The sequence below is a fragment of the Rhizobium sp. GW821-FHT14E12 genome (genome assembly GCF_058803745.1).
Genome location: NZ_JBXAPH010000003.1, coordinates 278,538 through 302,378 on the forward strand (window position 1 = coordinate 278,538; position 23,841 = coordinate 302,378).

At 61.0% G+C, this 23,841-nt stretch carries 24 protein-coding genes; 9 read left to right on the forward strand and 15 right to left on the reverse strand.

What is annotated here, in order from left to right; all coding sequences use genetic code 11:
* Window positions 1–6: 6 nt before the first annotated feature.
* Window positions 7–498, reverse strand: a complete 492-nt coding sequence (locus tag AC1RO0_RS14600; RefSeq protein ID WP_498593610.1) for a tripartite tricarboxylate transporter TctB family protein — start codon at window positions 496–498, stop codon at window positions 7–9.
* A complete protein-coding gene (locus AC1RO0_RS14605; RefSeq protein WP_374188749.1) occupies window positions 495–1,415 on the reverse strand; it encodes a Bug family tripartite tricarboxylate transporter substrate binding protein in 921 nt (306 codons plus the stop codon). Before AC1RO0_RS14605 ends, AC1RO0_RS14600 begins: the two co-directional genes overlap by 4 nt.
* 484 nt (window positions 1,416–1,899) lie before the next feature.
* Between AC1RO0_RS14605 and AC1RO0_RS14610 the strand changes: the two genes are divergently transcribed.
* The gene (locus AC1RO0_RS14610) at window positions 1,900–2,871 is read left to right on the forward strand and encodes a hypothetical protein (RefSeq protein WP_498593611.1); all 972 of its coding nucleotides are present in this window, start codon (window positions 1,900–1,902) and stop codon (window positions 2,869–2,871) included.
* A 137-nt stretch (window positions 2,872–3,008) separates the two neighbouring features.
* Here AC1RO0_RS14610 and AC1RO0_RS14615 read toward each other — a convergent pair whose 3' ends face one another.
* Window positions 3,009–4,076: an ABC transporter substrate-binding protein gene (locus AC1RO0_RS14615; RefSeq protein ID WP_498594027.1), complete on the reverse strand. Its 1,068-nt coding sequence runs from the start codon at window positions 4,074–4,076 to the stop codon at window positions 3,009–3,011.
* Window positions 4,077–4,258: 182 nt separating this feature from the next.
* Here AC1RO0_RS14615 and AC1RO0_RS14620 point away from each other — a divergent pair, with 182 nt between their 5' ends.
* On the forward strand, window positions 4,259–4,933 hold the full coding sequence (locus AC1RO0_RS14620; protein ID WP_498593612.1) for a response regulator: 675 nt from the start codon (window positions 4,259–4,261) through the stop codon (window positions 4,931–4,933).
* Complete coding sequence (locus AC1RO0_RS14625; RefSeq protein ID WP_498593613.1) at window positions 4,930–6,321, forward strand: sensor histidine kinase; 1,392 nt, start codon at window positions 4,930–4,932, stop codon at window positions 6,319–6,321. The genes AC1RO0_RS14620 and AC1RO0_RS14625 overlap by 4 nt, the downstream gene beginning before the upstream one ends.
* A 153-nt stretch (window positions 6,322–6,474) precedes the next feature.
* On the opposite strand, the gene amaB is transcribed toward AC1RO0_RS14625, so the two are convergent.
* A complete protein-coding gene (amaB, locus tag AC1RO0_RS14630; RefSeq protein ID WP_498593614.1) occupies window positions 6,475–8,013 on the reverse strand; it encodes an L-piperidine-6-carboxylate dehydrogenase in 1,539 nt (512 codons plus the stop codon).
* Between the two features lie 111 nt (window positions 8,014–8,124).
* Complete coding sequence (locus tag AC1RO0_RS14635; protein ID WP_498593615.1) at window positions 8,125–9,408, reverse strand: NAD(P)/FAD-dependent oxidoreductase; 1,284 nt, start codon at window positions 9,406–9,408, stop codon at window positions 8,125–8,127.
* A 272-nt stretch (window positions 9,409–9,680) separates the two neighbouring features.
* On the opposite strand from AC1RO0_RS14635, the gene AC1RO0_RS14640 reads away from it, so the two are divergent.
* Together AC1RO0_RS14640 and AC1RO0_RS14645 are read left to right on the forward strand one after the other, a co-directional pair.
* The gene (locus AC1RO0_RS14640) at window positions 9,681–10,571 is read left to right on the forward strand and encodes a LysR family transcriptional regulator (protein WP_371110254.1); all 891 of its coding nucleotides are present in this window, start codon (window positions 9,681–9,683) and stop codon (window positions 10,569–10,571) included.
* A 158-nt stretch (window positions 10,572–10,729) separates the two neighbouring features.
* Complete coding sequence (locus tag AC1RO0_RS14645) at window positions 10,730–10,906, forward strand: hypothetical protein (protein ID WP_498593616.1); 177 nt, start codon at window positions 10,730–10,732, stop codon at window positions 10,904–10,906.
* An 89-nt stretch (window positions 10,907–10,995) separates the two neighbouring features.
* Here AC1RO0_RS14645 and AC1RO0_RS14650 read toward each other — a convergent pair whose 3' ends face one another.
* The 7 genes from AC1RO0_RS14650 to AC1RO0_RS14680 form a co-directional block, all read right to left on the reverse strand.
* Complete coding sequence (locus tag AC1RO0_RS14650) at window positions 10,996–11,817, reverse strand: ABC transporter permease (protein ID WP_498594028.1); 822 nt, start codon at window positions 11,815–11,817, stop codon at window positions 10,996–10,998.
* Between the two features lie 28 nt (window positions 11,818–11,845).
* Window positions 11,846–12,613, reverse strand: coding sequence for an ABC transporter ATP-binding protein (locus AC1RO0_RS14655; RefSeq protein WP_498593617.1), 768 nt, complete (start codon window positions 12,611–12,613; stop codon window positions 11,846–11,848).
* Window positions 12,614–12,662: 49 nt separating this feature from the next.
* Window positions 12,663–13,685 carry an ABC transporter substrate-binding protein gene (locus tag AC1RO0_RS14660; protein WP_498593618.1) on the reverse strand — a complete coding sequence of 341 codons (1,023 nt, stop codon included), beginning with the start codon at window positions 13,683–13,685 and terminating at the stop codon, window positions 12,663–12,665.
* A gap of 147 nt (window positions 13,686–13,832) precedes the next feature.
* Window positions 13,833–14,735: an alpha/beta fold hydrolase gene (locus tag AC1RO0_RS14665; RefSeq protein ID WP_498593619.1), complete on the reverse strand. Its 903-nt coding sequence runs from the start codon at window positions 14,733–14,735 to the stop codon at window positions 13,833–13,835.
* Window positions 14,736–14,759: 24 nt separating this feature from the next.
* A complete protein-coding gene (locus AC1RO0_RS14670) occupies window positions 14,760–15,467 on the reverse strand; it encodes a GIN domain-containing protein (RefSeq protein WP_498593620.1) in 708 nt (235 codons plus the stop codon).
* Between the two features lie 34 nt (window positions 15,468–15,501).
* Window positions 15,502–16,071 (reverse strand): DUF1700 domain-containing protein, encoded by a 570-nt coding sequence (locus AC1RO0_RS14675; protein ID WP_498593621.1) that lies wholly within the window; start codon window positions 16,069–16,071, stop codon window positions 15,502–15,504.
* The gene (locus AC1RO0_RS14680) at window positions 16,068–16,394 is read right to left on the reverse strand and encodes a PadR family transcriptional regulator (protein ID WP_042470647.1); all 327 of its coding nucleotides are present in this window, start codon (window positions 16,392–16,394) and stop codon (window positions 16,068–16,070) included. The genes AC1RO0_RS14675 and AC1RO0_RS14680 overlap by 4 nt, the downstream gene beginning before the upstream one ends.
* A gap of 184 nt (window positions 16,395–16,578) precedes the next feature.
* Between AC1RO0_RS14680 and AC1RO0_RS14685 the strand changes: the two genes are divergently transcribed.
* Window positions 16,579–17,571 (forward strand): alpha/beta hydrolase family protein, encoded by a 993-nt coding sequence (locus AC1RO0_RS14685; protein WP_498593622.1) that lies wholly within the window; start codon window positions 16,579–16,581, stop codon window positions 17,569–17,571.
* A 74-nt stretch (window positions 17,572–17,645) separates the two neighbouring features.
* On the opposite strand, the gene AC1RO0_RS14690 is transcribed toward AC1RO0_RS14685, so the two are convergent.
* On the reverse strand, window positions 17,646–18,185 hold the full coding sequence (locus AC1RO0_RS14690) for a GNAT family N-acetyltransferase (RefSeq protein ID WP_498593623.1): 540 nt from the start codon (window positions 18,183–18,185) through the stop codon (window positions 17,646–17,648).
* A 110-nt stretch (window positions 18,186–18,295) separates the two neighbouring features.
* On the reverse strand, window positions 18,296–20,017 hold the full coding sequence (locus tag AC1RO0_RS14695) for a peptidoglycan D,D-transpeptidase FtsI family protein (protein WP_498593624.1): 1,722 nt from the start codon (window positions 20,015–20,017) through the stop codon (window positions 18,296–18,298).
* Window positions 20,018–20,320: 303 nt separating this feature from the next.
* Here AC1RO0_RS14695 and AC1RO0_RS14700 point away from each other — a divergent pair, with 303 nt between their 5' ends.
* From AC1RO0_RS14700 to AC1RO0_RS14710, 3 genes are all read left to right on the forward strand, one after another.
* Entirely contained in the window at window positions 20,321–21,289 is a 969-nt protein-coding gene (locus AC1RO0_RS14700; protein WP_498593625.1) for a GAF domain-containing protein, read from the forward strand.
* A 220-nt stretch (window positions 21,290–21,509) separates the two neighbouring features.
* Complete coding sequence (adh, locus tag AC1RO0_RS14705; RefSeq protein WP_498593626.1) at window positions 21,510–23,027, forward strand: aldehyde dehydrogenase; 1,518 nt, start codon at window positions 21,510–21,512, stop codon at window positions 23,025–23,027.
* 84 nt (window positions 23,028–23,111) lie between these two features.
* Window positions 23,112–23,453, forward strand: coding sequence for a DUF779 domain-containing protein (locus AC1RO0_RS14710; RefSeq protein ID WP_498593627.1), 342 nt, complete (start codon window positions 23,112–23,114; stop codon window positions 23,451–23,453).
* A gap of 19 nt (window positions 23,454–23,472) precedes the next feature.
* Here the strand turns inward: AC1RO0_RS14710 and AC1RO0_RS14715 are convergent, their stop codons facing one another.
* Window positions 23,473–23,823: a ribbon-helix-helix domain-containing protein gene (locus AC1RO0_RS14715; protein WP_498593628.1), complete on the reverse strand. Its 351-nt coding sequence runs from the start codon at window positions 23,821–23,823 to the stop codon at window positions 23,473–23,475.
* Between the last annotated feature and the right edge of the window lie 18 nt (window positions 23,824–23,841).

A 23,841-nucleotide genomic window follows, 5' to 3' on the forward strand; every position in this document is an offset into this window, starting at 1 on the left:
GGGGCCTCACCAAAATAGATGTTCGAGCGGACCGCCTGGAAGCGACAGCTGCAGCAGCCCGGAAAAGATCAGCCAGACCCCGAGACAGAGCGCGATGCCGAGCGGGATCGATATCCAGAGCTTGCGCTTGCCGAAGGCGGCTGCGGTCGCCGCAAAAAGCAGGCCGGTCGCGATCGAAAAACCCAGCGGCTTCAACAGCAGCATCTGGGCGGCGAGACCGCCGACGATCCAGACCACGGGCGCAACTTCCTGACGTTCGCGCACGGGAAAATCGCCGCGCAGCGCCGCAAGGACGGTCCAGGCGGACAAGAACAGCAGCCCGCCGGCGATCACGAAAGGAATGGTCGCGGGACCGATGCCTGAATAGCTCGCTATTTTCGCCAGCCGCGAACTGTCCCAGAAGATCAGGCCGGCAAGGGCGGCGAGAAAGGCGGCGATGACAAGCGCCGCCCGATCCGGGCGGCGTGTCTGTGTCGAAGGGGAATTGCCCGTGGTCATTGGACGAGTCCGATGTCCTTGAGGACGCCTTCGGTCGCGGAAATATCCTTGGCGAGCTGTTCCTTGAAGGCGTCGCCGGCGAGATAGGTATCCTCCCAGCCCTTGGTCTTCAGAAGTTCCTGCCAGCCGGCGGACTTGGCAAGCTTTTCGACGTCGGACGACACGGCGGCCTTCTGCTCGTCGCTCAAGCCGGGTGCGGCCGCAATCATGCGCCAGTTTTCGACCACCACGTCGAGGCCGCTTTCCTTGATTGTCGGCGCATCGATGCCGTCGAGGCGCTCGCCGCTCGACACGGCGAGGAGACGCAGTGCGCCGGACTTCACCTGAGATTCGAATTCGCCGTAACCGGAAATGCCCGCCGTCACCTGACTGCCGAGGATGGCGGCAAGCGCTTCGCCGCCACCGGAAAAGGCGATGTAGTTGATCTTGGTCGGATCGACGCCCGCCGCCTTTGCGATCAGGCCGACCGCGATATGGTCGGTGCCGCCGGCCGAACCGCCGGCCCAGGACACCGAACCCGGATCCTTCTTCAGTGCCTCGACGAGATCGCCCATGGTCTTCAGCGGCGAGGCCGCCGGAACGACGATGGCTTCATACTCGCCGGTCAGGCGTGCGATCGGCGTCACGTCCTTGAGCGACACCGGCGATTTGTTGGTCAGGATGGCGCCGACCATGACGTAGCCGCCGACGATCAGGGCATTCGGATTGCCGCTCGCCTGGCTGGCGAACTGCGCCAGACCGATGGTGCCGCCGGCACCGGGCACGTTCTGCACCTGGACATTGCGGGAGATACCTTCCTGCTGCATCACGGACTGGATGGAGCGGGCGGTCTGGTCCCAACCGCCACCGGGATTGGCCGGTGCCATGATGGTGTAGTCGGCCGCGAAAGCCGGCAGCGCCAGGGCGCCGGCAAGCATGGAAGCCAGAAAAAACTGTTTCAAGATTAGTCCTCCGTCGGGCGCGCTCCTTGGAGATCGGCGCGATGTTTATCCTCTTTGCGGACGGGGATTGGCTTCATCGATCAAGCGGCGCCAGGACTTTCATGACCTTCTTGCGCCTTCTTCGGATGAAATGCTCCTCCCATACGCTTCGATCATTCGCCTCCACGAATGATGAAGAGCCGCAAGCCATCACAGGAAGCTGACATCCAGCTGACATCGGGCGGTGCCTCCTGCCAATCCGGAAGACAATCGATCTCCGCAGCTTAAAAGGCTCAATAAAATTTATTCCATTAGCAATTGAAAATTTAGAAGATTGATACAGATAAACATCGTCGGCTATGTTCTTCAATCGGTGCCGAGCCGCAGCGTTTCAAAGCTCGGTCCGAGGGCGAAAAGTTTGACAGCACGAGCTGCGGTTAAAGCAGTTGACCTAAAGTCCACGAACAGGGAGATCGCCTTTATGGCTACGGAATTCGACGAGTTGCTAGCTAGCATTCGCGACTGCAAAACCTACGCTTCAGTCAAAACCCGCCTCGAATCCATTATTCAAGAAAAGACCGCTGCCGATGATCCCCTCGTCATACGGGCTTTGCGGGACGCCGAGGTATATGCATTGGTCTGGGGGGTGGCTGTCGCTGCCTGCGATCGTGACGTCGCCGTGGACGCCGCCAAGATCGATATGGACGCCGCCCACATCGCCAGACGCGCCGAAATGGACGCGGCCATGGATGCCGCTAAAGGCGACACCCCGGCCATAACCAAAGCCAATGCCAACAACAATGCCAAAGCCAACGCCATCTACGGCATCTACGACACCGCCGAGGCCGACGCCAAGGCCATCTACAACACAGCGATAGCCGCGGTACATGACGACGTTAAGGCCGCAGCAGGCAACAACACCGACGATGCGATTGCTGATGTCAATGCCGCCTACAAAGCCTACTGGGATGGCGTATCTTATATTGAGTCCCTGGCGGGTTCGGAAATCGACCCCATACCGGAAATTTCATTGACGGAGGAATCGGAGATTTCGCCGATGGAGAAGCGATTGCAGGATCGTCCAGATGCCCTCCGCTTCTTCCACTCCCTCAGTTCCCTCCGCTCCGCTGCCGATTCTTACGTCAATGAGCAGGTGCGCAATGCCCGCTTGTTGGATTCGCTCAAGACATCATTGAATAAATACCTGCTCGTCTGGCTGAAAAACGCCACTACGGCTGAACAAGGGATACTGGAAAGCATCAATGAAAAAAATGGGACCTTTACCCTGAGAAGCACAGTTTATTCGGGTCAGCGTTCTACCGTGTCGATTTCGAGTGTGGATCCGAATCGAATTGACACAACACGCACTGGGCCTGGAGCGCGGCAAAGTGCAGCGACGCCGGGCTGGAGGAACGTGGGCCTAGGGAAATGGGTTCGCTCGGACCAGTATTAGTGGCGCTGCCACGTTGTTTCGTCAAAGACCGGAGAGGGGCGGTTTGTGAAATCAGGCGATAGCGCTGGTCACGGCTTTCCAATGAGCCATCCGCCCAAGCCCATGACAACGTGACATTGCCTGTCGCCTGGGCGGAGCTATTGCAGACGCAGGGCTTCGTTCCAGCGGGCAATCAGCCGCGCCCGCTTGACCTGGTCGAGATAGACCATCAGGCCGGGGCTGACCGGCACCGGCCTGAGTTGTCCACCCAGCATTTCGCGCATCGTATTGGCGGTATTGGCACCGGCGACATCCGGGCTGACCGCCGGGATCTGCAACTCGCGGGCCATGATCGTCTGGCCCTCCTTGGACATGAAGAATGCCAGATAGCGCTTTCCGAGATCCGGCGAGACGGCCGCCTGCGGCACAAGCCCGATGCGCGACATGACGACGGTATAGTCGCGCGGCAGAACGATGCCGACATCGGGGTAACGCGAGGCCCAATTGGCGGCGTAGGAGCCGAGGATATTGTAGCCGAGCGTGAAGCGGCCGTCGGATACGCGCTCGAGAATGGCCGTGCTGGTCGAATAGACTTTCACGCCGGCCGCCCCCATGGCCTGGATGACCGACCAGATATCGCCGAATTGCTCCTGGTCGCGCGCCATGAACAGAAAGCCGACACCCGATCGCTCGATATCATAGGTGCCGATCCGGCCACGGGCCTCGTTTCCGTGCCGTTTCAGATAGTCGACGAGTTCCGCGCGCGTCGAGGGTGGCTTTTCGCTCGTGAAGCTCGGCTTGTGGTAGACGAAAACGGCGGGCTCGAAGGTCAGGGCATAGGCCGTGTTGCGCCAGTTTGCCCATTCCGGCCAGCGGCCGCTCATGGGCAGGTCACTGCGCTGGGCGTATCCGTCATTGCTGAGCTTGACCTGAAGATCCATCGCCGAGGAGAAGGCGAAATCCGCCGTCCTGCCGCCGACGTCGGTTTCCTTGACGATCCGGTCGTAGATCTCCCCCGTCAGCATGTCCTCGTAGCGCACGGCGACATCGGGGTTGGCCGCCTGAAACCCCCGGATCATCGGCGTCGCCAGCGGCTCGTCCAACGAGGAATAGACGATGACCTCGGGTGCCTTCTCATTCCCCGACAGCGCCGGAAACACAACCGGATCGGCGGCAGCAAGGCCTGGGGCGAGACAGATGGAAAGAAGGACCGAAAGAAACCGCATGCGGCGATATTGCCGCAGCGGCAGATCGTTCACAAGCGTATGCCCACTTGCCCGAGCCCCGCTTGTCGTTTCAGTTGCGGAAAACTACCGTAACACCTTGGATTGCTGCCTGGTATTTTCCCAAATCGATTCCGGTCCGAGGCGGAATGCGATAGAATGCGGGCTGGGGGAGAATAGTCGTCTTGCGCATATTGCTGGTTGAGGACAACAAGGCACTTTCCGAAGGGCTTTTCGCGATCCTGCGTGGGGCCGGCTATGCCGTGGATGTGGTGGGCGACGGTGCCTCCGCGAACGCGGCGGCTGCCGCCGAAACCTTCGATCTCGTCATCCTCGATCTCAACCTGCCGGAGATGGACGGGCTCGATGTGCTCCGGGCCATGCGCGCCCGCCAGAACAAGGCGGCCGTACTCATTTTGACGGCGCGGGGCACGCAGGAGGAGAAGGTGCGCGGCCTCGATCTCGGTGCCGACGACTACATGATCAAGCCCTTCGACATCAGCGAATTCGAGGCGCGTGTCCGTGTGCTGCTGCGCCGGCAAGCGGGACTTCGCGCGTCGCTCGTCACCTATGGCAATGTTGCCCTCGACCTCAATTCGCGCACCTTCTCAGCCAACGGCGTCCCCATCGATATCCCGGCCCGCGAGCTCAGCCTTCTCGAGACCCTGTTCATGCGCGCAGGCAGGGTCGTCGCCAAGGAGGCGATCATCCAGTCGCTTGCCGCCTTCGACGACGATCTGAGCTCCAATGCCATCGAGCAATATGTCAGCCGGTTGCGCAAGCGCCTCGCGCCGCACGGATTGACGGTGAGGACGGCCCGCGGCATCGGCTATTATCTCGACAAGCTGGCGGGCGTATGAAGGCACACGCCGCCTATTCGCTGCGCCGCAGGCTGCTTGCCTGGCTGTTGATCGCGACCGTCGTCATCGGCGCCGTCGCGCTGGCAGATACCTATTTCGAGGCGGTGAAAACCGCGAACACCGTGTCGGACCGCGTCCTCGCCGGCTCGGCGCTCGCCATCGCCGAACGTGTCGTCGTCGCGGAAGACGGCGCGCTGGAAGTGGATATTCCCTATGTCGCCCTGGAAATGCTGACATCGGCGGCCCAGGATCGCGTCTTCTACCGCGTGGACGGTCCGCCCGGCCGGTTCATCACCGGCTATCAGAACCTGCCGTCGATTGCCGATATGAAGGGGCAGGCGGCGGTTTATGCCGACCAGACGTTCGGCGGCGAACCGATCCGGCTTGCCGTTCTCGAGCGTTCGGCGTCGACAGGCATCAATTCGGTTCCGTTCACGGTAACCGTCGCCGAAACGACGATCGGCCGCACGCAGTTGACGCAGGCTATCTTGCTGCGCTCGGCCTTGCGCCTTCTCATCCTCATACTCGGCGCCGCCATTATCGTCTGGATCGCCGTCACCGTATCGCTTCGGCCGCTCTATCGGCTTGGGGACGCCATTGCGGAGCGTAGCCCCGACGATCTGCACCCGATCCGGCAATCCGCGCCGAGCGAAGTCGAGGGGTTGGTGGAAACGGTCAATTCCTTCATGGTGCGGCTGCAATCGGCGCTTGATGCATTACGCCATTTCACCGGCAATGCCGGCCATCAGCTGCGCACGCCCCTTGCCATCATCCGCACCCAGCTGGCACTGTCGGCGCGCGCAACCTCGCTTGCGGAGGCCCGGGAGGCCGCGCGCAAGGGTGACGAGGCCGTTGCGCATGCGGAACGCATCCTGGCGCAGCTGCTGCTCATGGCGAAAGTCGAAGCGGCCGCTTCGAAAGAGCCTCAATCGCAGATGGCCCTTGATCTCGTGTCGCTTGCACAGCGTATCACCGGCGACCACGTTCCCGGCGCCGGCGAAGCCGGCGTCGATCTCGGCTTTGAAGGCGAGGGGAGCGCTCTCATTCGGGCCGAGCCGCTTCTGATCGGCGAACTCCTGCGCAATCTGATCGAGAACGCGATTGCCTATGCCGGACGCGGGACGGAAGTGACTGTGCGCGTGGAGGCTAAAGGGGAGACAGTTCGCCTGGACGTGGAAGACAACGGCCCGGGTATCCCGCTCGATAAACGACAAGGCGTGCGGCAGCGATTTGCGCGTGGGGGAGGCGGGCAGTCGCCCGGAATGGGCCTGGGCCTGCCGATCGTGGAGGAGATTGCCGGCCTGTTCGGCGGTTCGCTGACACTTGGCGAGGGAGCCGGCGGAAAAGGGCTGAAAGCCTCTGTGATCTTCCCCGGCAAAGCGGACTGACGGGGAGACCGCTGGATCGCACTGTTGTTGCTGCCGAACAGATAGAAGAAGCCTTCGCCGGAAACCAGTCCGTCAACCACTTCGTTCTGCGGGGCTGCGGATGGGGCGAACTATTGCCCCATCCATTGGTTCGGTTAGCCGTAAGGCTCTCTTTTACTCGACGTCGAACTTGACGCCCTGCGCGAGCGGGAGAGTTCGGCCGTAATTGATGGTGTTGGTGGCGCGGCGCATATAGGCCTTCCAGGCATCCGATCCGGATTCGCGGCCGCCGCCGGTCTCCTTCTCGCCGCCGAAGGCGCCACCGATCTCGGCGCCGGAAGGACCAAGATTAACATTGGCGATGCCGCAATCCGAACCGCGCGCCGAAACGAAGGCTTCCGCCTCGCGCATGTCATTGGTGAAGATCGACGACGACAGGCCCTGCGGCACGGCATTGTGCAGTGCCAGTACCGCGTCGAAATCGCTGTACTTCATCACATAGAGGATCGGCGCGAAGGTTTCCTGCTCGACCGGGCCGGTCTGCGAGGGCATCTCGACCAGTGCCGGGCGGACGTAGAAGGCATCGGCCGAACCGTTTTCGATACGCTCGCCGCCGGTTACCTTGCCGCCGGCCGACTTCGCTTCGCCGAGAGCAGCCTGCATCCGGTCGAAAGCCTGTTTGTCGATCAGCGGGCCGACCAGCGTGCCCTGTTCCAGCGGATTGCCGATGGTGACGGAGCCGTAGGCCTTCTGCAGGCGCGGCACGAGTTGATCGTAGACGCTCTCATGCACGAAGAGACGGCGCAGCGTCGTGCAGCGTTGGCCGGCGGTGCCCATGGCGGAGAAGGCGACGCCGCGCAGCGTCAGGTCAAGATCGGCCGTCGGGCTGACGATCGCGGCATTGTTGCCGCCAAGCTCGAGGATGGCGCGGGCGAAGCGGCTGGCAAGCCGCGGGCCGACGGCGCGGCCCATGGCCGTCGAGCCGGTGGCGGAGACCAGCGGAACCTTCGGGTGATCGACCAGGATTTCGCCGAGATCGCGACCACCGATTATGAGCGTCGACAGATTGGCCGGGGCGTCGCCGCCCTCGGCGATAAAGCGCTTCAGCGCCTTTTCGAACAGGGCCTGCGTGGCAAGCGCCGTCAACGGTGTCTTTTCCGAGGGCTTCCAGATCGTCGAATTACCGCAGACCATGGCAAGCGCCGCATTCCACGACCAGACGGCGACCGGGAAATTGAAGGCGGAGATGATGCCGATCGGGCCGAGCGGATGCCAGGTTTCCATCATCCGGTGTTCCGAGCGCTCGGTGGCGATCGTCAGGCCGTAGAGCTGGCGCGACAAGCCCACAGCGAAATCGCAGATGTCGATCATTTCCTGCACTTCGCCGAGACCTTCGGAGGTGATCTTGCCGACCTCGATGGAAACCAGGCGGCCAAGCGCCGCCTTGCCGGCGCGCAACTCTTCGCCGAGCAGACGAACCAGCTCGCCGCGCTTCGGTGCCGGCACATTGCGCCAGGCGAGGAAGGCGTCCTGCGCTTTATCGATCGCGGCCTTGGCGTCGGCGGCCGAATCTTCCCTGAGACGGCCGATTTCGGCGCCGGTCACCGGAGAGGTCACGGCAAGCGTTCCGCCCGTATAGCGCTCGGCGGAGACGCCGAGGTCGGAGAGGATTTTCGAGACTTCGGAAGCAAGATCTGGCTTGGACATGGTCATTCTCGTCTTTCTGATGGAAGCGTGTTCGGTGATATCTGGTGACTGTCGGCGCAGGACGGAAGAGATTGTCTAATCTGATCTCCATCCACGCCGGGTTTTTAAATGGTCTCGCTAGAAGCGGTCGCTGGTCAGATGAGCGATCTGGGCTCCGGCTTCGTAATAAAGTTCCTTGGCGGCACGAAAGCTTGGGTCCTTCGGCGCGGTCAGCGGCAGGGGAAGCTCAGTTTCGCTGATATCACCGAGGATATGGTGCGCGATGGTCTTGCCAAACACCGTACCCGGCGCAATGCCGCGGCCATTATAGCCGGAAAAGCCGATGACGTTCTCGGCGAATTTATGGAAGCGGGGAACAGCATCGTCGGTCATGCCGATCTTGCCGTACCACTCGCATTCAAAGTCGATGTCCCCGAGCTGCGGAAACAGCTTCCTCAACGACCGCCGCGCCCAGTTCCTGTGAACGGCGAGCCCGGTATTGCGCAGCGCCCCGACGCTGCCGAAGACGAGGCGGCCGGCGCGATCCATGCGGAAGGACGACAGGATTTCCTTGGTGTCCCAGCAGCCTTCACGGCCCGGCAGGATCGACTTGCGCACATTGTCGCCGAGCGGCACGGTGGCAAAATTGAAATAGGGTAGATGCACCTGCTCGGTGCGCACCTGCTCCCAGGGGCCGGTGGAATAGGCGTCGGTGGCGACGACAATCCATTTTGCGGAGACGGAGCCATGCGTCGTGCTCACCTTCCATCCGTCGCCCTGGCGTTCGGTGGCGATGACGGCGCTGCCGGTAAAGATTTTCGTGCCCGCACGGATGGCCGCGTGCGCCAGGCCGCGCGCATAGGCAAGCGGCTGGATGGTGCCGGCGCGCGGATCGAACAGTGATCCCGCATAGGCGGCGCTGCCGACGCGGCGGGCGGTCTCTTCGGCCGAGAGCAGTTGCACCGGGGCGCCACGGGCGGTCCATTGGCGATGCCGCTCCTGCAACTCCTTCAGGCCATCGGCGCCGACGGCCAGATGCAGTGTGCCGTTCTTTTCGATTTCGCAGGCGATCTCATGTCTCTCGACAATCTCGCGCACCAGAAGCGGCGCTCCGCCAAGCAGATCGAGCGCCCGTTCGCCGTGGACCGGTCCCAGCACGCCGGGAATATCGTCCGGCATCACCCACATGCCGCCATTGATGAGGCCAACATTGCGCCCGGCGCCACCAAAGCCAATCTCGACTGCCTCCAGAACCACCGCCGACTGACCAGCCTCCGTGAGATGCAGGGCTGCCGAGAGACCGGTGTAACCGCCACCGACGATGACGACATCGGCGGTGAGATCGCCGGCAAGCGCTGATGTCACGGGACCGGCGGGCGCGGTCTTTTCCCAAAGGCCGTGGGAACGGGGATTGTTCAGCATCGATCCTGTCCATCAGTGCGAAAATATCGGGCAATGCCTGTGCGGCAAACTGGAACCGGCATCCCGAGAGACGCCTGGCCCGGCCGCAGCCAATGTCTGGAGATGAAAGCAGTAGCCTGCATTGGACTATCTCGCAACGGTTGGTCAGATCGAAGGGAACAACGCTCATGGAGATATGGCGACATCATTCCGATTTTTCCATTTATGCCTCTTTACGGCGCGGTTTTCGTGGAAGAAATTGATATTTCTTCAAGAGTTAATTCCGTATGGGAATGAACATGATCACGCCGCGGCGCTTTTTGCCTTCCTTGTCCCTGCTGTCCGCCTTCGAGGCGGCGGCCCGCACCGGCAGTGTCACCGTTGCGGCAAGGGAACTGGATCTGACCCAGAGCGCCGTCAGCCGCCAGATCAAGGCGCTGGAAGAGCAGCTTGGCGTGGAATTGTTCGTGCGGGAACGCCAGACCATCCGCCTGACCCTTGCCGGCGACAGCTATGCCCGCGAGATCCGCGAGGCATTGCGGCGGATTTCCTCGGCGTCACTCGACCTGCGCGCCAACCCGAACGGCGGGACATTGAACGTGGCGATCCTGCCGACTTTCGGGACACGTTGGCTTGCCCCGAGACTCGGCGACTTCTTGGCGACCAATCCGGGCATTACGATCAATCTGGTCACCCGTCTGTCGCCGTTCGATTTTCGGCTGGATTCGATCGACGCCGCCATCCATTTCGGCCATCCGCACTGGCCGGGCGCCGAACTTGCATTCTTGATGTCGGAGCGGACCGTGCCGGCCTGTAGCCCCGATTTTCTGGCTCGACACCGGCTGGTGGAGCCCGCCGATTTCCTGCAGGTGCCACTGCTGCATCTGACGACCCGGCCGGATGCCTGGGAAAAATGGCTGGCGGCAAACGGTGCGCCTGCCTCCGGTGTGCGGGGCATGTTGTTCGATCAGTTCGCAACCGCCGCCCAGGCCGCCATCTCCGGCCTCGGTGTCGCCTTGCTGCCGACCTTTCTCATCCAGGAAGAACTCAAGCGCGGCGAGCTGGTGGCGGCCTCGTCCAACGAGCTGGAAAGCGACGAACGCTATTATCTTGCCTGTCCGTTCGAGCGCCTGGCATACCCGCCGCTTGTCCGTTTTCGCGAGTGGATTGTGAATCAGCGTTGAGGGATCATCTTACCCCTGTGGAGAAATCGAGGGTGCCCGCAAAATTGAGGAATCTCTAATCGATTAAAATAAATTCAATCGTTTAAACCCTTTAATGCTATGATTTACAAAGAATTTCTTTCATGCCATCCAAAGGGCCTCACACCAAGGAGGTTCTGATGCAAGAGCGTGAAGCCGTACGGAACGAGATACCCTTACACATCGTTGATCGCCTCGAAAGCGAGTGGCGGTCGGTGCAGGTCGAGCGCTCGTCGCTTGGACGCGCGCCGAAGACCGACACGGTCGACAGAGCCACCACGATGCCGGTCGATAATCTTGGAACGGCAAATAGCTGAGACTGCCGGCCCTGTTTCTTCGCCGCATTCCTTGATCCTGTCGCTTGTGGTCGGTCCGCTGGACATCCGCAAGCGACAGAGCCGGATGACTATCCGCGCCAGTTCAGGAAGCGCCGTTCGATCTGGCCGATGACGAAGTTCACGATCAGGCCCATCATCGACAGGATGGCGACGCCGGTGAACAGCTTTTCAAGATCATAGAGCGAGCCCGCTTCGAGAATATAGGCGCCGACACCAAATTGCGCGCCGAGCATTTCCGCGGCGACCAGCAGGATAATCGCGATCGAGATCGACACGCGAAGACCGGAGAGAATGGCCGGAAACGCGCCCGGCAGGACGATCTTGCGGACAATCGACCACCAGCTCAGCCCGAAGCTCTGGCCCATGCGGATCAACGAGCGGTCGACATTGTCGACGGCGCCGTAAGTGGCAACGACCGTCGGCGTGAATGTCCCGAAGGCGATCAGCGCGTATTTCGAGGTTTCGTCGATCCCGAACCAGATGACGAACAGCGGTAGTAGAGCGATCTTCGGGATCGGAAACAACGCCGCCACCAGCGGCACGAGGCCGGCGCGGACATGGCTGAAAAGGCCGATGCAGACGCCGATCGAAATACCGGCGGTAATGCCAAGGGTGGCGCCGACGAAAAGCCGCTGCAGCGACGGCAGCAGATGTTGCCAGAGCAGGCCGGTCCGCCAGAGCTGCAGGAAGGTTTCGAGAACCGCCGAAGGCCGCGGCAGCGTCAGGTTCGAGATGATGCCGGTGCGGGTGCCGATTTCGGCGAGTGCGATCAGGACGATAAAGACCGCAATCCCCATGCCGCGAACCGGCGTGGGCGCGAAGCCGCCACCGCGAAAGGCGACAGCGCGAACCGGCGCCGCATTCGTTCCGGCGTTGTCGTCATCGGCCATGCTGGACGGCGTTGAAAATGTGGTGATGTCAGACATTGACCAGCTCCTTGTCGGCGGCCATGGCCTCTTCGCGCATCAGCTCCCAGAGCTGCTTCTGCTTTTCCTCCAGCACCGGATCGCCGAGGTGGCGGTCGGCAAGCGGAATATCGATATCGACGATCTCGCGAATACGTCCGGGGCGGCGGGAGAGGACCACGACACGGTGGCCCAGCCGGACGGCCTCGTTGAGGTTGTGGGTGACATAGACCGACGTGAAGGGCTGGCGGGTCCAGAGCGAAATCAGATCATCCATCAGCAATTCGCGGGTCTGGCTGTCGAGCGCCGAAAGCGGCTCGTCCATCAGCATGACGGCGGGGCGAACGGCCAGCGCCCGGCTGATGGCTACGCGCTGGCGCATGCCTCCGGAGAGTTGTTTGGGAAGGGTGCGCCGAAATTCGGAAAGCCGGGTGCGTTCGAGGACGTCGGTGACGATCGCGTCCATCTCGCGTTTGCCGATGCCATGATCCTCGAGCACCAGCTTGATATTGCCTTCGACCGTGCGCCAAGGCAGCAGGGCAAAGTGCTGGAACACATAGGTGAGCGGATTGAGCGAACCCGCTGGCGGATTGCCGATTTGCAGGACCTCACCGGATGAAGGGCGCTCAAGGCCGCCGAGGAAGCGCAGCAGCGTGGACTTGCCGCATCCGGACGGGCCGATCAGACAGACGATCTGGCCCTGCGGGATGTCGAGCGAGATGTCCTTCAGAACCTCGACGGATCCATAGCGATGGCTGATATTCTTGAGCTTCAGGTCCATGTGTCCTCCAGGCGGGAGCCTTGTAAGCTCCCGCATTCGGCCTCGGTCGTCAGATGGTCTTGACGTAGGACGTGTCGAAGAGCTGCTCGTTGGTGATCGCTTCCTTGACCATGCCTTCGGACTTGAACCATTCGAGCTGCTCCACGCAGCTGCCGAGCGAGAGCGCCAGGCCGTTGTTGATACGCATCGCGCCGTCGATCAGGTTCTGCCTGGCGGTCTCGAAAGGGCTGTCGCTTTCGACGTATTTGTGAACGATCTTCGCCAGGTCGTCGCGCTCGGCGTCATTGGCCTTGTTGTCGACGAAGGCCGCGTTGTAGTCCGCAATCGCCTTGGAATAGGCTTTGACGAAGGCCTCTGTCAGCTCCCGCTCGTTCTTGGCATTCTTGGTCGAGGTAAAGGCCGTCGTCACCTGGTAGTTCGGCGCATAATCGGACACAAGGCCGATCTGCTTGGCGGCGCCTTCCCGGAGCATCTGTTTGGCCACATTCGGCTGGATCGCCCAGGCATCGATCTGCCCGGTCGAGAGCGCGCCGACGATGGCGCCAAGCTTCTGTAGCGGGCGAAGCTGGATGTCCGAGAGCTTGATATTGTTCGCCTGCACGATCTTGTGGATCATGAAATGGAAGGACGAGCCGGCGGTGGTGATGCCGAAGCTCTTGCCGGAAAGCTTTGACGGGTCCGTCAGGCCCGCATCATAGGCCTTGTTCGAGGCGAGGATGATGGCGCCGACCGTTCCCTTTTCCTCGGTGAGCGCGCCGCCGATCACCTTGACCGCGTCCTTCTGCGCCAGGCTGATGAGGCCGCCGCTCATCGCTGTTACGCCAAAATCCGCGTCGCCGGAGGCGATCGCCACGGCCATGGGCTGGGCGGCTTCGAAGAACTTCAGCTCGATGTCGATCCCCGCTTCCTTGTAGTAGCCGCGCTCATAGGCAATGAAGCTTGGCGCATGGCTGGCAAGATGCAGAACCGCAAGATTGCGGGTCGCCGCGTGCGCCGGCATGCCGAAGGCGGCGGCAGCGCCAACAGCGCCCATGCCGATAAGCGCCTGACGGCGGTTCAAGATAAGCGTCATTCCGGTGTCTCCTCCGATGGGGCAGCGCCTGGGGCGTCTTCGCTCCTGTTTGCCATTGGCTGCCGCGGAAGGCAACCAACCGTGACGATGTCTCCGGTACCTTCTGCGCCTAAGCGTCAGGCAAGGAGGCAGGCTACCCGTCGCGTGTCATCGAGAGATATTCTCCAGGAAGGGCAGCAGCGCGCCGAGCACCTCCTCGGCTTCGGTTTCAGGCAGCAGGTGGCCGCCGCCGATGCCGATGTCTTCGACATTTTCCGCCCAATCCGCCCATATGTTCAACGGTTCCCGACCGCCGCCATAAAGCCGCCCTGCTTCGGACAGAACAAGGACCGGTGCCTGGATCTTGCGCCCGGATGTGCGATCGGTGAGATCGTCTGCTTCATCGGTGGTAGCACCAGCCCTGTAGTCCTCGCACATGGCGTGCCGCACCTCCGCCCTGTCGAATGCGGTCCGATAGTCCTCGAGCGCCAGCGGGTGAAGCCGGTCGATGCCGAGAGCCATCTTGTCGAGGGTGAGGTCGATCAGGAAGCGCGGGTCCGCCGCCATCAATTTTTCGGGCAGGGGCGCGGGCTGCGCCATCATGAACCAGTGCCAGGCGCCCATGCCGAAAGCCTTGCTGGCGCCTTCCCACATTTCCGGCGTCGGCACGACCGTCACCGACACGAGCGCGATCACCGCTTCCGGATAGTCGAGCGCCATGCGGTAGGCGACACGGCCGCCACGGTCGTGGCCGACGACGACGAAGCGTTCATGCCCGAGGGCCGTCATCACCTCATGCAGGCATTTCGCCATCTGGCGTTTCGATCCGGCACCCTGGACTTCGCCGACAAGGCGGCTGTTGCCATAGCCGGGCAGGTCCGGGATGACGACGCTGTAATGGGTTGCGAGAACCGGTGCAATGCGATGCCAGGCAGAGCGTGTCTCCGGATAGCCATGCAGAAGCAGGACCGCCAGCCCTGAACCGCCCGTCAGTACGGCCAATTCGGCCTGGGCTGTCTCGATGTGCCTATCCTCGAAATCGGGGAAAAGCGTGTTTGCGTGTCGATGCATGGCTTAATTTTCCTGCTGGAATGGTTACGGCACTTGCCTAATACGGCCGCTGCCTCTGATTTCCGAGTGCCGCAAGACAGGGCGGCCGAACAGCTCGACGTTGCCGCTTCCGGAGATCGAGACGTCGGCATCCACTTGCGCGGCAAGTTGCACATCGCCACTGCCGCGAACCTTGATCTCGGCGGATTTGGCGGCCAGGTTTTTGAGCCGCGCCGAGCCCGAACCGGAGATATCCAGGCTGACCGTATCGGCGGCTCCGGTCGCGGCAACGCTGCCGCTTCCCCGGATGCTCAGCTGCAGCTGCGGCTGATTGATCTGCGACAAGGTGAGATTGCCACTCCCGAGCAACTTCCAATCGGTTATCGCCGGTCCCGACAGGCTGACATCGAGCCGGGTGTCAACCCAGCCCGGATCGCAATCCAGGCTCAGCTTTCCGCCTTCAATCCGCACATGGTCGAGAAGGGCGGGATCGCCGCTGACGATTGCCTCCGCCTTGTCTCCCGGCTGGTAGCGGACCGAGGCCGGCAGATCGATCACCAGCCTGTCGACGGCGGTGAAGGGCAGGATCACCTGCTGGCTGGTGGATGCGGCTGATCCACAGGTGGACGGCATCGCCCCCCACAAATGTCTCGCCTCTGCCCAATCCCGTCCGGAAAGTCCGATACCCAGCGCCAGAAAGACGACTGCACCGATCAATCCCGCTGTCGCGACGAATGCCAACTTTCCAGTCATTGTCCCGTTCCTTCAACGTGGTGTCATGCAACGCTCAAGCGCGCTGGTCCAGTTCAGCCAGGCGGAAATGCAGCCGGGCATAGTGTCCGAGCATGCGTATGCCAGCACTTAGTCCCATCAGCAGCAAGGCGCCGCCGCCCAGGAGGCAACTCACCAGTCCGGCGCCGATGAGCAGGCGCGCTATTATTCCGATCATCGGTCCGCCGAAGTCGAACAGCAGCGTGGTCAAGATGATCTTTACCCCAACCGCGCCGATGGCGATCAGTGCGACCGCAAGGCCAAAGGTGATGACAACCGTGACAAGGAGCAGCGGCAGCAGAAAAAGGATATCGACGATGGCAAGGCCGGCAAGCGCCATCGCGGCGGCCAACATGTTCGACATGCTCCAATGGGCCTCGAAACGGCGCAACCCGGCCTCGGCTCGCAGTTCCCTGGCAATTCTGGCCGGGTCGCCCAACGCTGCCGCGACTTCCGCCTCGCTGCGGCCGGAAGCATCGGATTCGGCGAAATGGGCGGTGTAGTCGGCGACGATATCCTCGATCTCTTGAGGCGGCAGGCCGGCAAGCCCCAGTCTCAGCGTGCGCAAGAAGGCGTCCCTGGTCATGGCAAATCCTCAAGAAGTTTATCGACGGCGCCCGCAAAGGAACGCCAGTCGCGGCGATGCGCTTCGAAAATCGTCCGGCCGAGCGGCGTGAGCCGGTAATATTTGCGGGGCGGCCCGTTGCTCGATTCGACGATGCGGGTGGCCACCAGGCCGTCATTCTGCATCCGTCGCATCAGCGGATAGATCGTGCCTTCCCCCATTCCGACGGCGGTGACCAGCGTGCTGGCGATTTCATAGCCGTAGCTTTCACCCCGCGACAGCACGGCCAGGACGCAGAGATCAAGGGCGCCTTTTCGCAATTGAACTTGGATCGAGTCGGTCATGAATGCCTCGGGTTTACAATATGCATATAACAAGCTATCTGTTTATGCAAGGTAGTGGATTGATAGCCAGATGTGGGCGCTCGCAGCCTGCGAACCATCATCGTCAGCTCGCCCCTCGCTAACTTCCTTTGGCAGCTCTCTGCCGATTGAACGCGAGTATCTCTCGTCAAATGGAGCAAATACAATGATCCGCTTAAGCCGAGTGCTTGCTGCTACCCTCTGTCTCATCGCACCGTTAACCCATGCCGCTGGCTTGAAGTTTATTCAAGTTCCCGACGGTGCGGATGGCCCGGCAATCGACGCGGCAATGTGGTCGCCTTGTTTGGCAGCACCTGCAGAAATGAGGATCGGAGCGTTGTCTGTGCCCGCAGTACCGGACTGTCCGATTGCGGGTGAAAAACTCCCGCTTATCATCATCTCGCATGGCTATGGCGGCTGGTATCTCGGCCACCATGATACCGCCGAAGCACTTGCCGATGCGGGTTTTATTGTCGTTGCTATCAATCATCCGCATGCAAATTACGCGGACATGAGCCGCGCAAACGGCTTGGGAGTGTTGGTCGAGCGCCCTGTCGACATCAAGCGGACCGTTGATTTTATGCTTACTACCGCCCCCGACGCCGCCAAAATAGATCCGCAACGTGTCGGCTTTTATGGATTTTCCCAGGGCGGCTACACGGGTCTTGTGATCGCCGGGGCCAATCCGGATTTCAACAAGCTGCCGCCGCGGTGCGCAGACCCGAAAGCAACTGGCTGCCCACCCTCCACCCAGGCTCACCCTCCGCGGCCGAAACTGCCACTTCAGTCGTTGACCCACGATCCTCGCATCAAGGCAATGGTAGTGGCGGATCCCTTAAGCGTCGTCTTCCAGACCACTGACAGCGTGAAGGATGTCAGAATTCCACTTCAGCTATGGGGGGCGGAACTCGGAGGCGGTGGTGGAGCATCGCCGGAAGATGTCGCGATGCTTGCCCACATATTGCCAAACAAGCCGGACTTTAGGATCGTTCCCAATGCCATGCATTTGTCATTCCTGACGCCCTGTCCGGAAATAAGGCCATCCTCGGACGCTTGTATCGATGCTCCAGGGTTCGATCGAACGGACTTTCACAGAGATTTCAACGGCGCGATAGTCGCTTTCTTCCGTCAGCATTTGGTGGAAGCACGATCGCCATGATCGACTCCTGTCGGAGTGAAGCTGCGAAACTCCCAACTATTCGACAAAACCCGGGAATTTGCAGCAAACTGATCTCAGGAGCGGGTCCAGCTATAGAGCCAGGCATCCACCCGGATACCTGTTTCGCCCAGCAACAGCTCACCGGGGAGCAACTGCATCCGGCGAAGGCCAATTTTTTCGAGCACTCGAAGACTGGCGACATGTTCGGCGGCACAGGAGGTCGAAACCTCCAACAGCGATGATTGCCGAGTGACCCAGTCCATCACTGCTATGCCTGCCTCGGTGGTCAATCCCTGTCTCCAGAATGCAGGCCCAAGGCCATAGTGGATCTCGGCGCTGCTCCCGTCGATGAACATCAGAAACAGGCCTATCGGCTTTTCGTCGGAGCGACGAAGAATGCTCCAGACAAAGCGGGTGCCTGTCAGCCAATTGCCTTCCCCGCAAGCGTCAATGACTGCTTCGGTTCGGGCCTGCGATGAGTGGGCGCGGCGCTGTAGATAATGTGAAGCTTCGTTTCTCCCAGTATACTCCTCGAACAAGGAGGCCGCATCTTCTCGGCGAGCGGCGCGCAATATCAGCCGAGGCGTTGGCAACAAGGCGGGTGGTGTGTACACCAATGTAATCCCTAACTTGAATGAGAGCTTTGCCGCGGATCAATGTGACAGCACATGCTGCGCCATCGAAGGATGTATTCAGTGCACTCCATCGATATGGCTTTGTCTGCTCAATAAGCCGACAGCAGGTTCTGTCCGAAATTCGGCTCGACACCGAGCAGTGGCGCAGCGCGGCTGACGATGTCGTGGACCATGGGTGCCGCCGTTTCGGCGGCGAGGTTCAGATTGTGCAGGCCCGTCAGCGGCTGGTCGATGAAGGACAGCACCACATATCTAGGGTTCTCCATCGGAAAAGCGGCAAGGAAGGAATTGAAGCTCAGCTTGTGTGAATAGACGCCATTGATCACCTTGTTCGCCGTGCCCGTCTTACCGCCGACGTGGAAGCCGGGGACATCGGCGGTCTTGCCCGTGCCCTGTTCGCCGTTCAGCTTGAACAGATATCTGATGACGTCGCTGGTGCTCTTTTTGACGATCATCTTTTCGGTCTTCTCCGCTTCTTCCTGTGTCCGTGGCAGGAAGGTGGGCTCGATCAGCTCGCCGCCGTCGATAAGAGCAGCTCCAGCAACTGCCGTCTGCATCGGCGTGGTGGCGACGCCATGGCCGAAGGCGATGGTGATCGAGTTGATCTTCTTCCATACTTTCGGCTGGCTCGGAGCTTTCACCTCGGGTAGCTCCGTCTGCATCCTCGAGAGCAAGCCGAAGCGGGTCAGATAGGCCTTCTGGACGTCCATGCCGACCTTGTCCATGATCTTGGCGGTGCCGATGTTGGACGAGTAGCGGAAGATTTCGGGGACCGACAGCGCGCGTCGCGGAACGTCACGGTCGTCGTGGATGGTGAAGCCGCCATAGTGTAGGGGTGCACTGGCATCGAACGTGTCGGTCAGCTTGACCGTGCCGGTGTCGATGGCCATTGCGATCGAGAAGGTTTTGAACACCGAGCCCATTTCGTCGGTGCCATCGGACATGCGATTTAGCCAGCCCTTGACGTCGGCCTGCGGGTCATTCGGATCGAAATCGGGAGCCGATGCCATGGCCAGCACCTCGCCGGTATGGATATCGAGGATGACCGCGCCGGCCGACTGAGCCTGATATTGGCCGATCGCATCCGACACGACGTCGTGTACGATGTTCTGGACACGAAGATCGATCGACAGATGGACAGGCTGCAGGCTGTCGCGGCTTGTCATGCCGGCGGAGGTGAGGTCTGAAAGCCCCTGCCCATCGAGATACTTCTCGATACCAGCGACACCATGGTTGTCTATGTCGACGTAGCCCAGGACGTGAGCGGCGGTCCGTCCGCCCGGATAGAAACGCTTTACCTCCGGACGGAAACCGATCGCGGGAATTCCAAGCCCCAGAACCTCGTTCTGCTGTTTCGGGGTCAGCTGGCGCCGCAGCCATGCGAAGTGCGATCGCTTGTCGGAAAGCTTTTGATAGAGCGTCTTTTTATCGAGGTCAGGGAATAGTGTCGAAAGCTTCTCCACCGCCTCGTCGACATCGACGATATGAAACGGCTCGGCAAACATCGACACTGTCCGTATGTCGGTTGCCAGAAGCTCGCCGTTGCGGTCAACAATGTCGGGGCGCCAGGCGATCACGGGACCAGCCGGGATATTCGCCGTATCGACCGTCGGCTGAGAGTCGAAATAGATAAGCTTTCCGCATATGGCGAGATAAGCCATCGTGAGTATGCCAGCCAAAGTCAGGATACGAGACTTCGCCTGCCTGTTCTTGCGGCCCGATACTACAATGTTGCGCCTGCGTGCCCCGGAACTGAATGTCAATTCCACGAGACGACCGCTCTTTATACTGAACGTGTGAAGGATCGACATTTCTATGCAAATTCAGAGGATTGAGGAGGGGACAGAGGGGTTTTCCATCAACCCGATTATTAGGTTAAGGCATTTAAATAAACATTAACCGTACATTAAATTTTGTTCACAAAGCTTACGCATGTCTTCCCGTCCAACGGCATTGGAGCCCATTCTCCAAACAGCATTCGTCCTCGATATCGCCTGATCCAGCCACATGCCGGTTTATGCGACTGCGCTTAAACTTAGCTTGACGGCAGTCGTGGCAACGTTACCCTCTCCCACAACTGACGACCGCTTGGGCTTTGGGAGGAGACCGTGGGAATGTCGGACGGCGAAGGACATGCCTCGCAGATCCAGTCGGCTCTGGTGGGAAGTGCGGCGGCGCAATCGGCTGTCGTCGCGTCCTGGAGCCGTTCCATGCGCCTCTATGGGCTCGATCCCGAAGACGGGGCGCCGCCGGATGTTTTGACGGAAGCCGAGTTCAGGCAGGTGCGCGAGCGCCTGGGATCGCTTGTGCAGACGGCGCAGGCAAGCCTCGACCGCCTCTATTCGGCGGTCGGCGGGGCCGGATGCTGTGTGCTCCTGGCGGATAAGGATGGCGTGCCGGTCGACCGGCGCGGATCGGCCGCCGATGACGCGGTCTTTTGCAAGATGGGCCTCTGGACCGGCGCGGTCTGGAGCGAGGAGCGCGCGGGCACGAACGGCATCGGCACGGCGCTTGCCGAACAGCGCGCATTGACCATCCATCGCGATCAGCATTTCTTCAGCCGCAACACGGCGCTGTCCTGCACGGTCGCGCCGATCTTCGATCATCGTGGCCGGCTGATGGCGGCGATCGATGTTTCTTCGGCCCGTTCCGACCTGACGGAGGATTTCGTCAAGTTGATCGCGCTTGCCGTCGGCGAGGCCGCCCGGCATGTCGAGGCCGAAAACTTCCGCCTTGCTTTCCCGAAGGCGCGGATCGTGCTGGCGCAGAGCGGTGCCGACCCCTTACAGGAGCGCGCCGCGAATGCTCTGCTTGCCGTCGATGACGACGATCTCGTCATCGGTGCGTCCCGCTCCGCCCGGCATCTTCTCGGCCTGACCGACGAAGCGCTCAGCCGGCCGCTGCCGGCGGCCGATCTCCTCGGCCAGCGCAAGAATGCGCGACAGGACTATGCGACGGCCGAGCGAAGCGTGATTCAGCGCGCTCTCGCTCGCACCTCGGGCAATATTTCCGCCGCCGCGATGATCATGGGCATCAGCCGCGCCACCCTGCACCGAAAATTGAAAAAGCTCGGCCTCGACTGACCCTTGGACGCGTGTGAGCCGGTGCAGCGGCGATATCGCATTGCGATCTGTCGCAAAACTGCGACATCTCACCGACCTTGTTTCATTCCCTGGGAATGACAGAGCCGCAGCGGCGGCGTCATTGTGATGCCGGTGTCGCGGAGGCGGCATTGTCACGAGTGCACGGTCTTCACCGATGCGGATCCTTGCATCCCGAAGACTTCGCCAGGGAGGAAAACCAATGAACAAGGTAGAGTTTCACCGGACCGTCCGTCCGAATTTCAAGAAGCGCTACGGCAATTTCATCGGCGGTAAATTCGTCGAACCGAAATCCGGGCGCTATTTCGAAAATACCTCGCCGGTCAACGGTCAGGTGCTGTGCGAGATTGCCCGCTCCGATGCGCAGGACATCGAAGCCGCTCTCGACGCGGCCCATGCCGCCAAGGATGCCTGGGGCCGCACCAGCGTCGCCGAGCGCAGCCTTCTGCTCAACAGAATAGCCCAGGTGGTGGAAGACAATCTGGCTCTCTTGGCGCAGGCCGAGACCTGGGACAACGGCAAACCAATCCGCGAAACCATGGCGGCCGATCTTCCGCTCGCCGTCGATCATCTGCGCTATTTTGCCGGTGTCATCCGGGCGCAGGAAGGCAGCATCTCCGAAGTCGACCACGATACGGTCGCCTATCATTTCCATGAGCCGCTCGGCGTCGTCGGCCAGATTATTCCGTGGAACTTCCCGCTGCTGATGGCGATCTGGAAGCTCGCTCCGGCATTGGCTGCGGGCAATTGCGTTGTCATCAAGCCAGCCGAACAGACCCCGGCATCGATTCTGGTCTTCGCCGAGCTGATCGCCGACATCCTGCCGGCGGGCGTCCTCAACATCGTCAACGGCTTCGGCCTCGAGGCCGGCAAGCCGCTTGCCTCCAGCCCGCGCATCGCCAAGATCGCCTTTACCGGCGAGACGACGACCGGCCGGCTGATCATGCAATATGCCAGCCAGAACCTTATTCCGATCACGCTGGAACTGGGCGGCAAGTCGCCGAACATCTTCTTCAAGGATGTCGCCGAAGAAGACGACGATTTCCTCGACAAGGCGATCGAAGGCTTTGTGATGTTCGCCCTTAACCAGGGTGAAGTCTGCACTTGCCCGAGCCGCGCCCTGATCCATGAATCCATCTATGACAAGTTCATGGAAAAGGCCCTGAAGCGTGTCGAGGCCATCGTCCAGGGCGATCCGCTCGATCCGGCAACGATGATTGGTGCACAGGCGTCCAGCGAGCAGTTGGAGAAGATCCTCTCCTATCTCGACATCGGCAAACAGGAAGGCGCCGAGGTGCTGATCGGCGGCGAGCGCAATGTCCTGCAGGGCGATCTGGCTGCGGGCTATTATGTCAAGCCGACGGTCTTCAAAGGCCACAATCGCATGCGGATTTTCCAGGAGGAAATCTTCGGGCCTGTCGTCTCCGTCACCACCTTCAAGGACAATGACGAGGCGCTTTCGATCGCCAATGACACGCTTTACGGTCTCGGCGCCGGCATTTGGAGCCGCGACGTCAATACCTGCTATCGCTTCGGCCGCGCCATCCAGGCCGGGCGCGTCTGGACCAATTGCTATCACGCCTATCCGGCGCATGCCGCCTTCGGCGGCTACAAGCAGTCCGGTATCGGCCGTGAAAACCACCTGAAGATGCTGGAGCATTATCAGCAGACGAAGAACATGCTCGTCAGCTACAGCCCGAAGAAGCTCGGCTTCTTCTGAGCCTGGAGACGTCTGTCCGAGCGCAGCTCGCCGGAGGCGGAGCAACAATGCTCTGCCTCCGGCATGTCATTGGGAGAAAGCATCATGAACGATCAGGTCAGCGCCACCCCGGCCGCCCTCGATCTCATCAAGACTTTACAGGCGGAATACGGGCCGATCCTGTTTCATCAGTCGGGTGGCTGTTGCGACGGCTCCTCGCCGATGTGCTATCCACAAGATGATTTCATCGTCGGGGACCATGACGTCCAACTGGGGGAAATCGGCGGTGCGCCGGTCTATATCAGCGGGCCTCAATACGAAGCATGGAAACATACGGAACTGATCATCGACGTCGTGCCCGGCCGGGGTGGGATGTTCTCGCTCGACAATGGCCGCGAGGTGCGCTTCCTGACGCGCTCGCGCATTTGCGCCGTTCCGGGAACCTAGCCAATCAAGGCGATTGGCATCAGTGATATTTTCCACGCTCGCGCGTCAGAATGGCGCCGGCGTTGAGGCCAGCGATCGGCTGAGACACGTCGGTCGGGATATTGCCGGAAAGCTGCAGATCGAGATAGCGGGCGCAGCATACTCTCAGGAATGAGGTGAAATTGCCGAGGTCGTGGCCGGCGTCGATCGATTCATGATGCAGCTTGGTGATGAGCTGGACGACATTCATGCCGTCGCGCTGGGCGATCTCTTCGAGCTTGGACCAGAAGAAGTTTTCCAGCCTGACGCTGGTGACCATGCCGTCGATACGCAGGGATTTCGTCGTGCTTTCCCACAGCCGCGTATCGGCCTTGATAAACAGTTCACACATAGCATCCTCCCGGTGCCG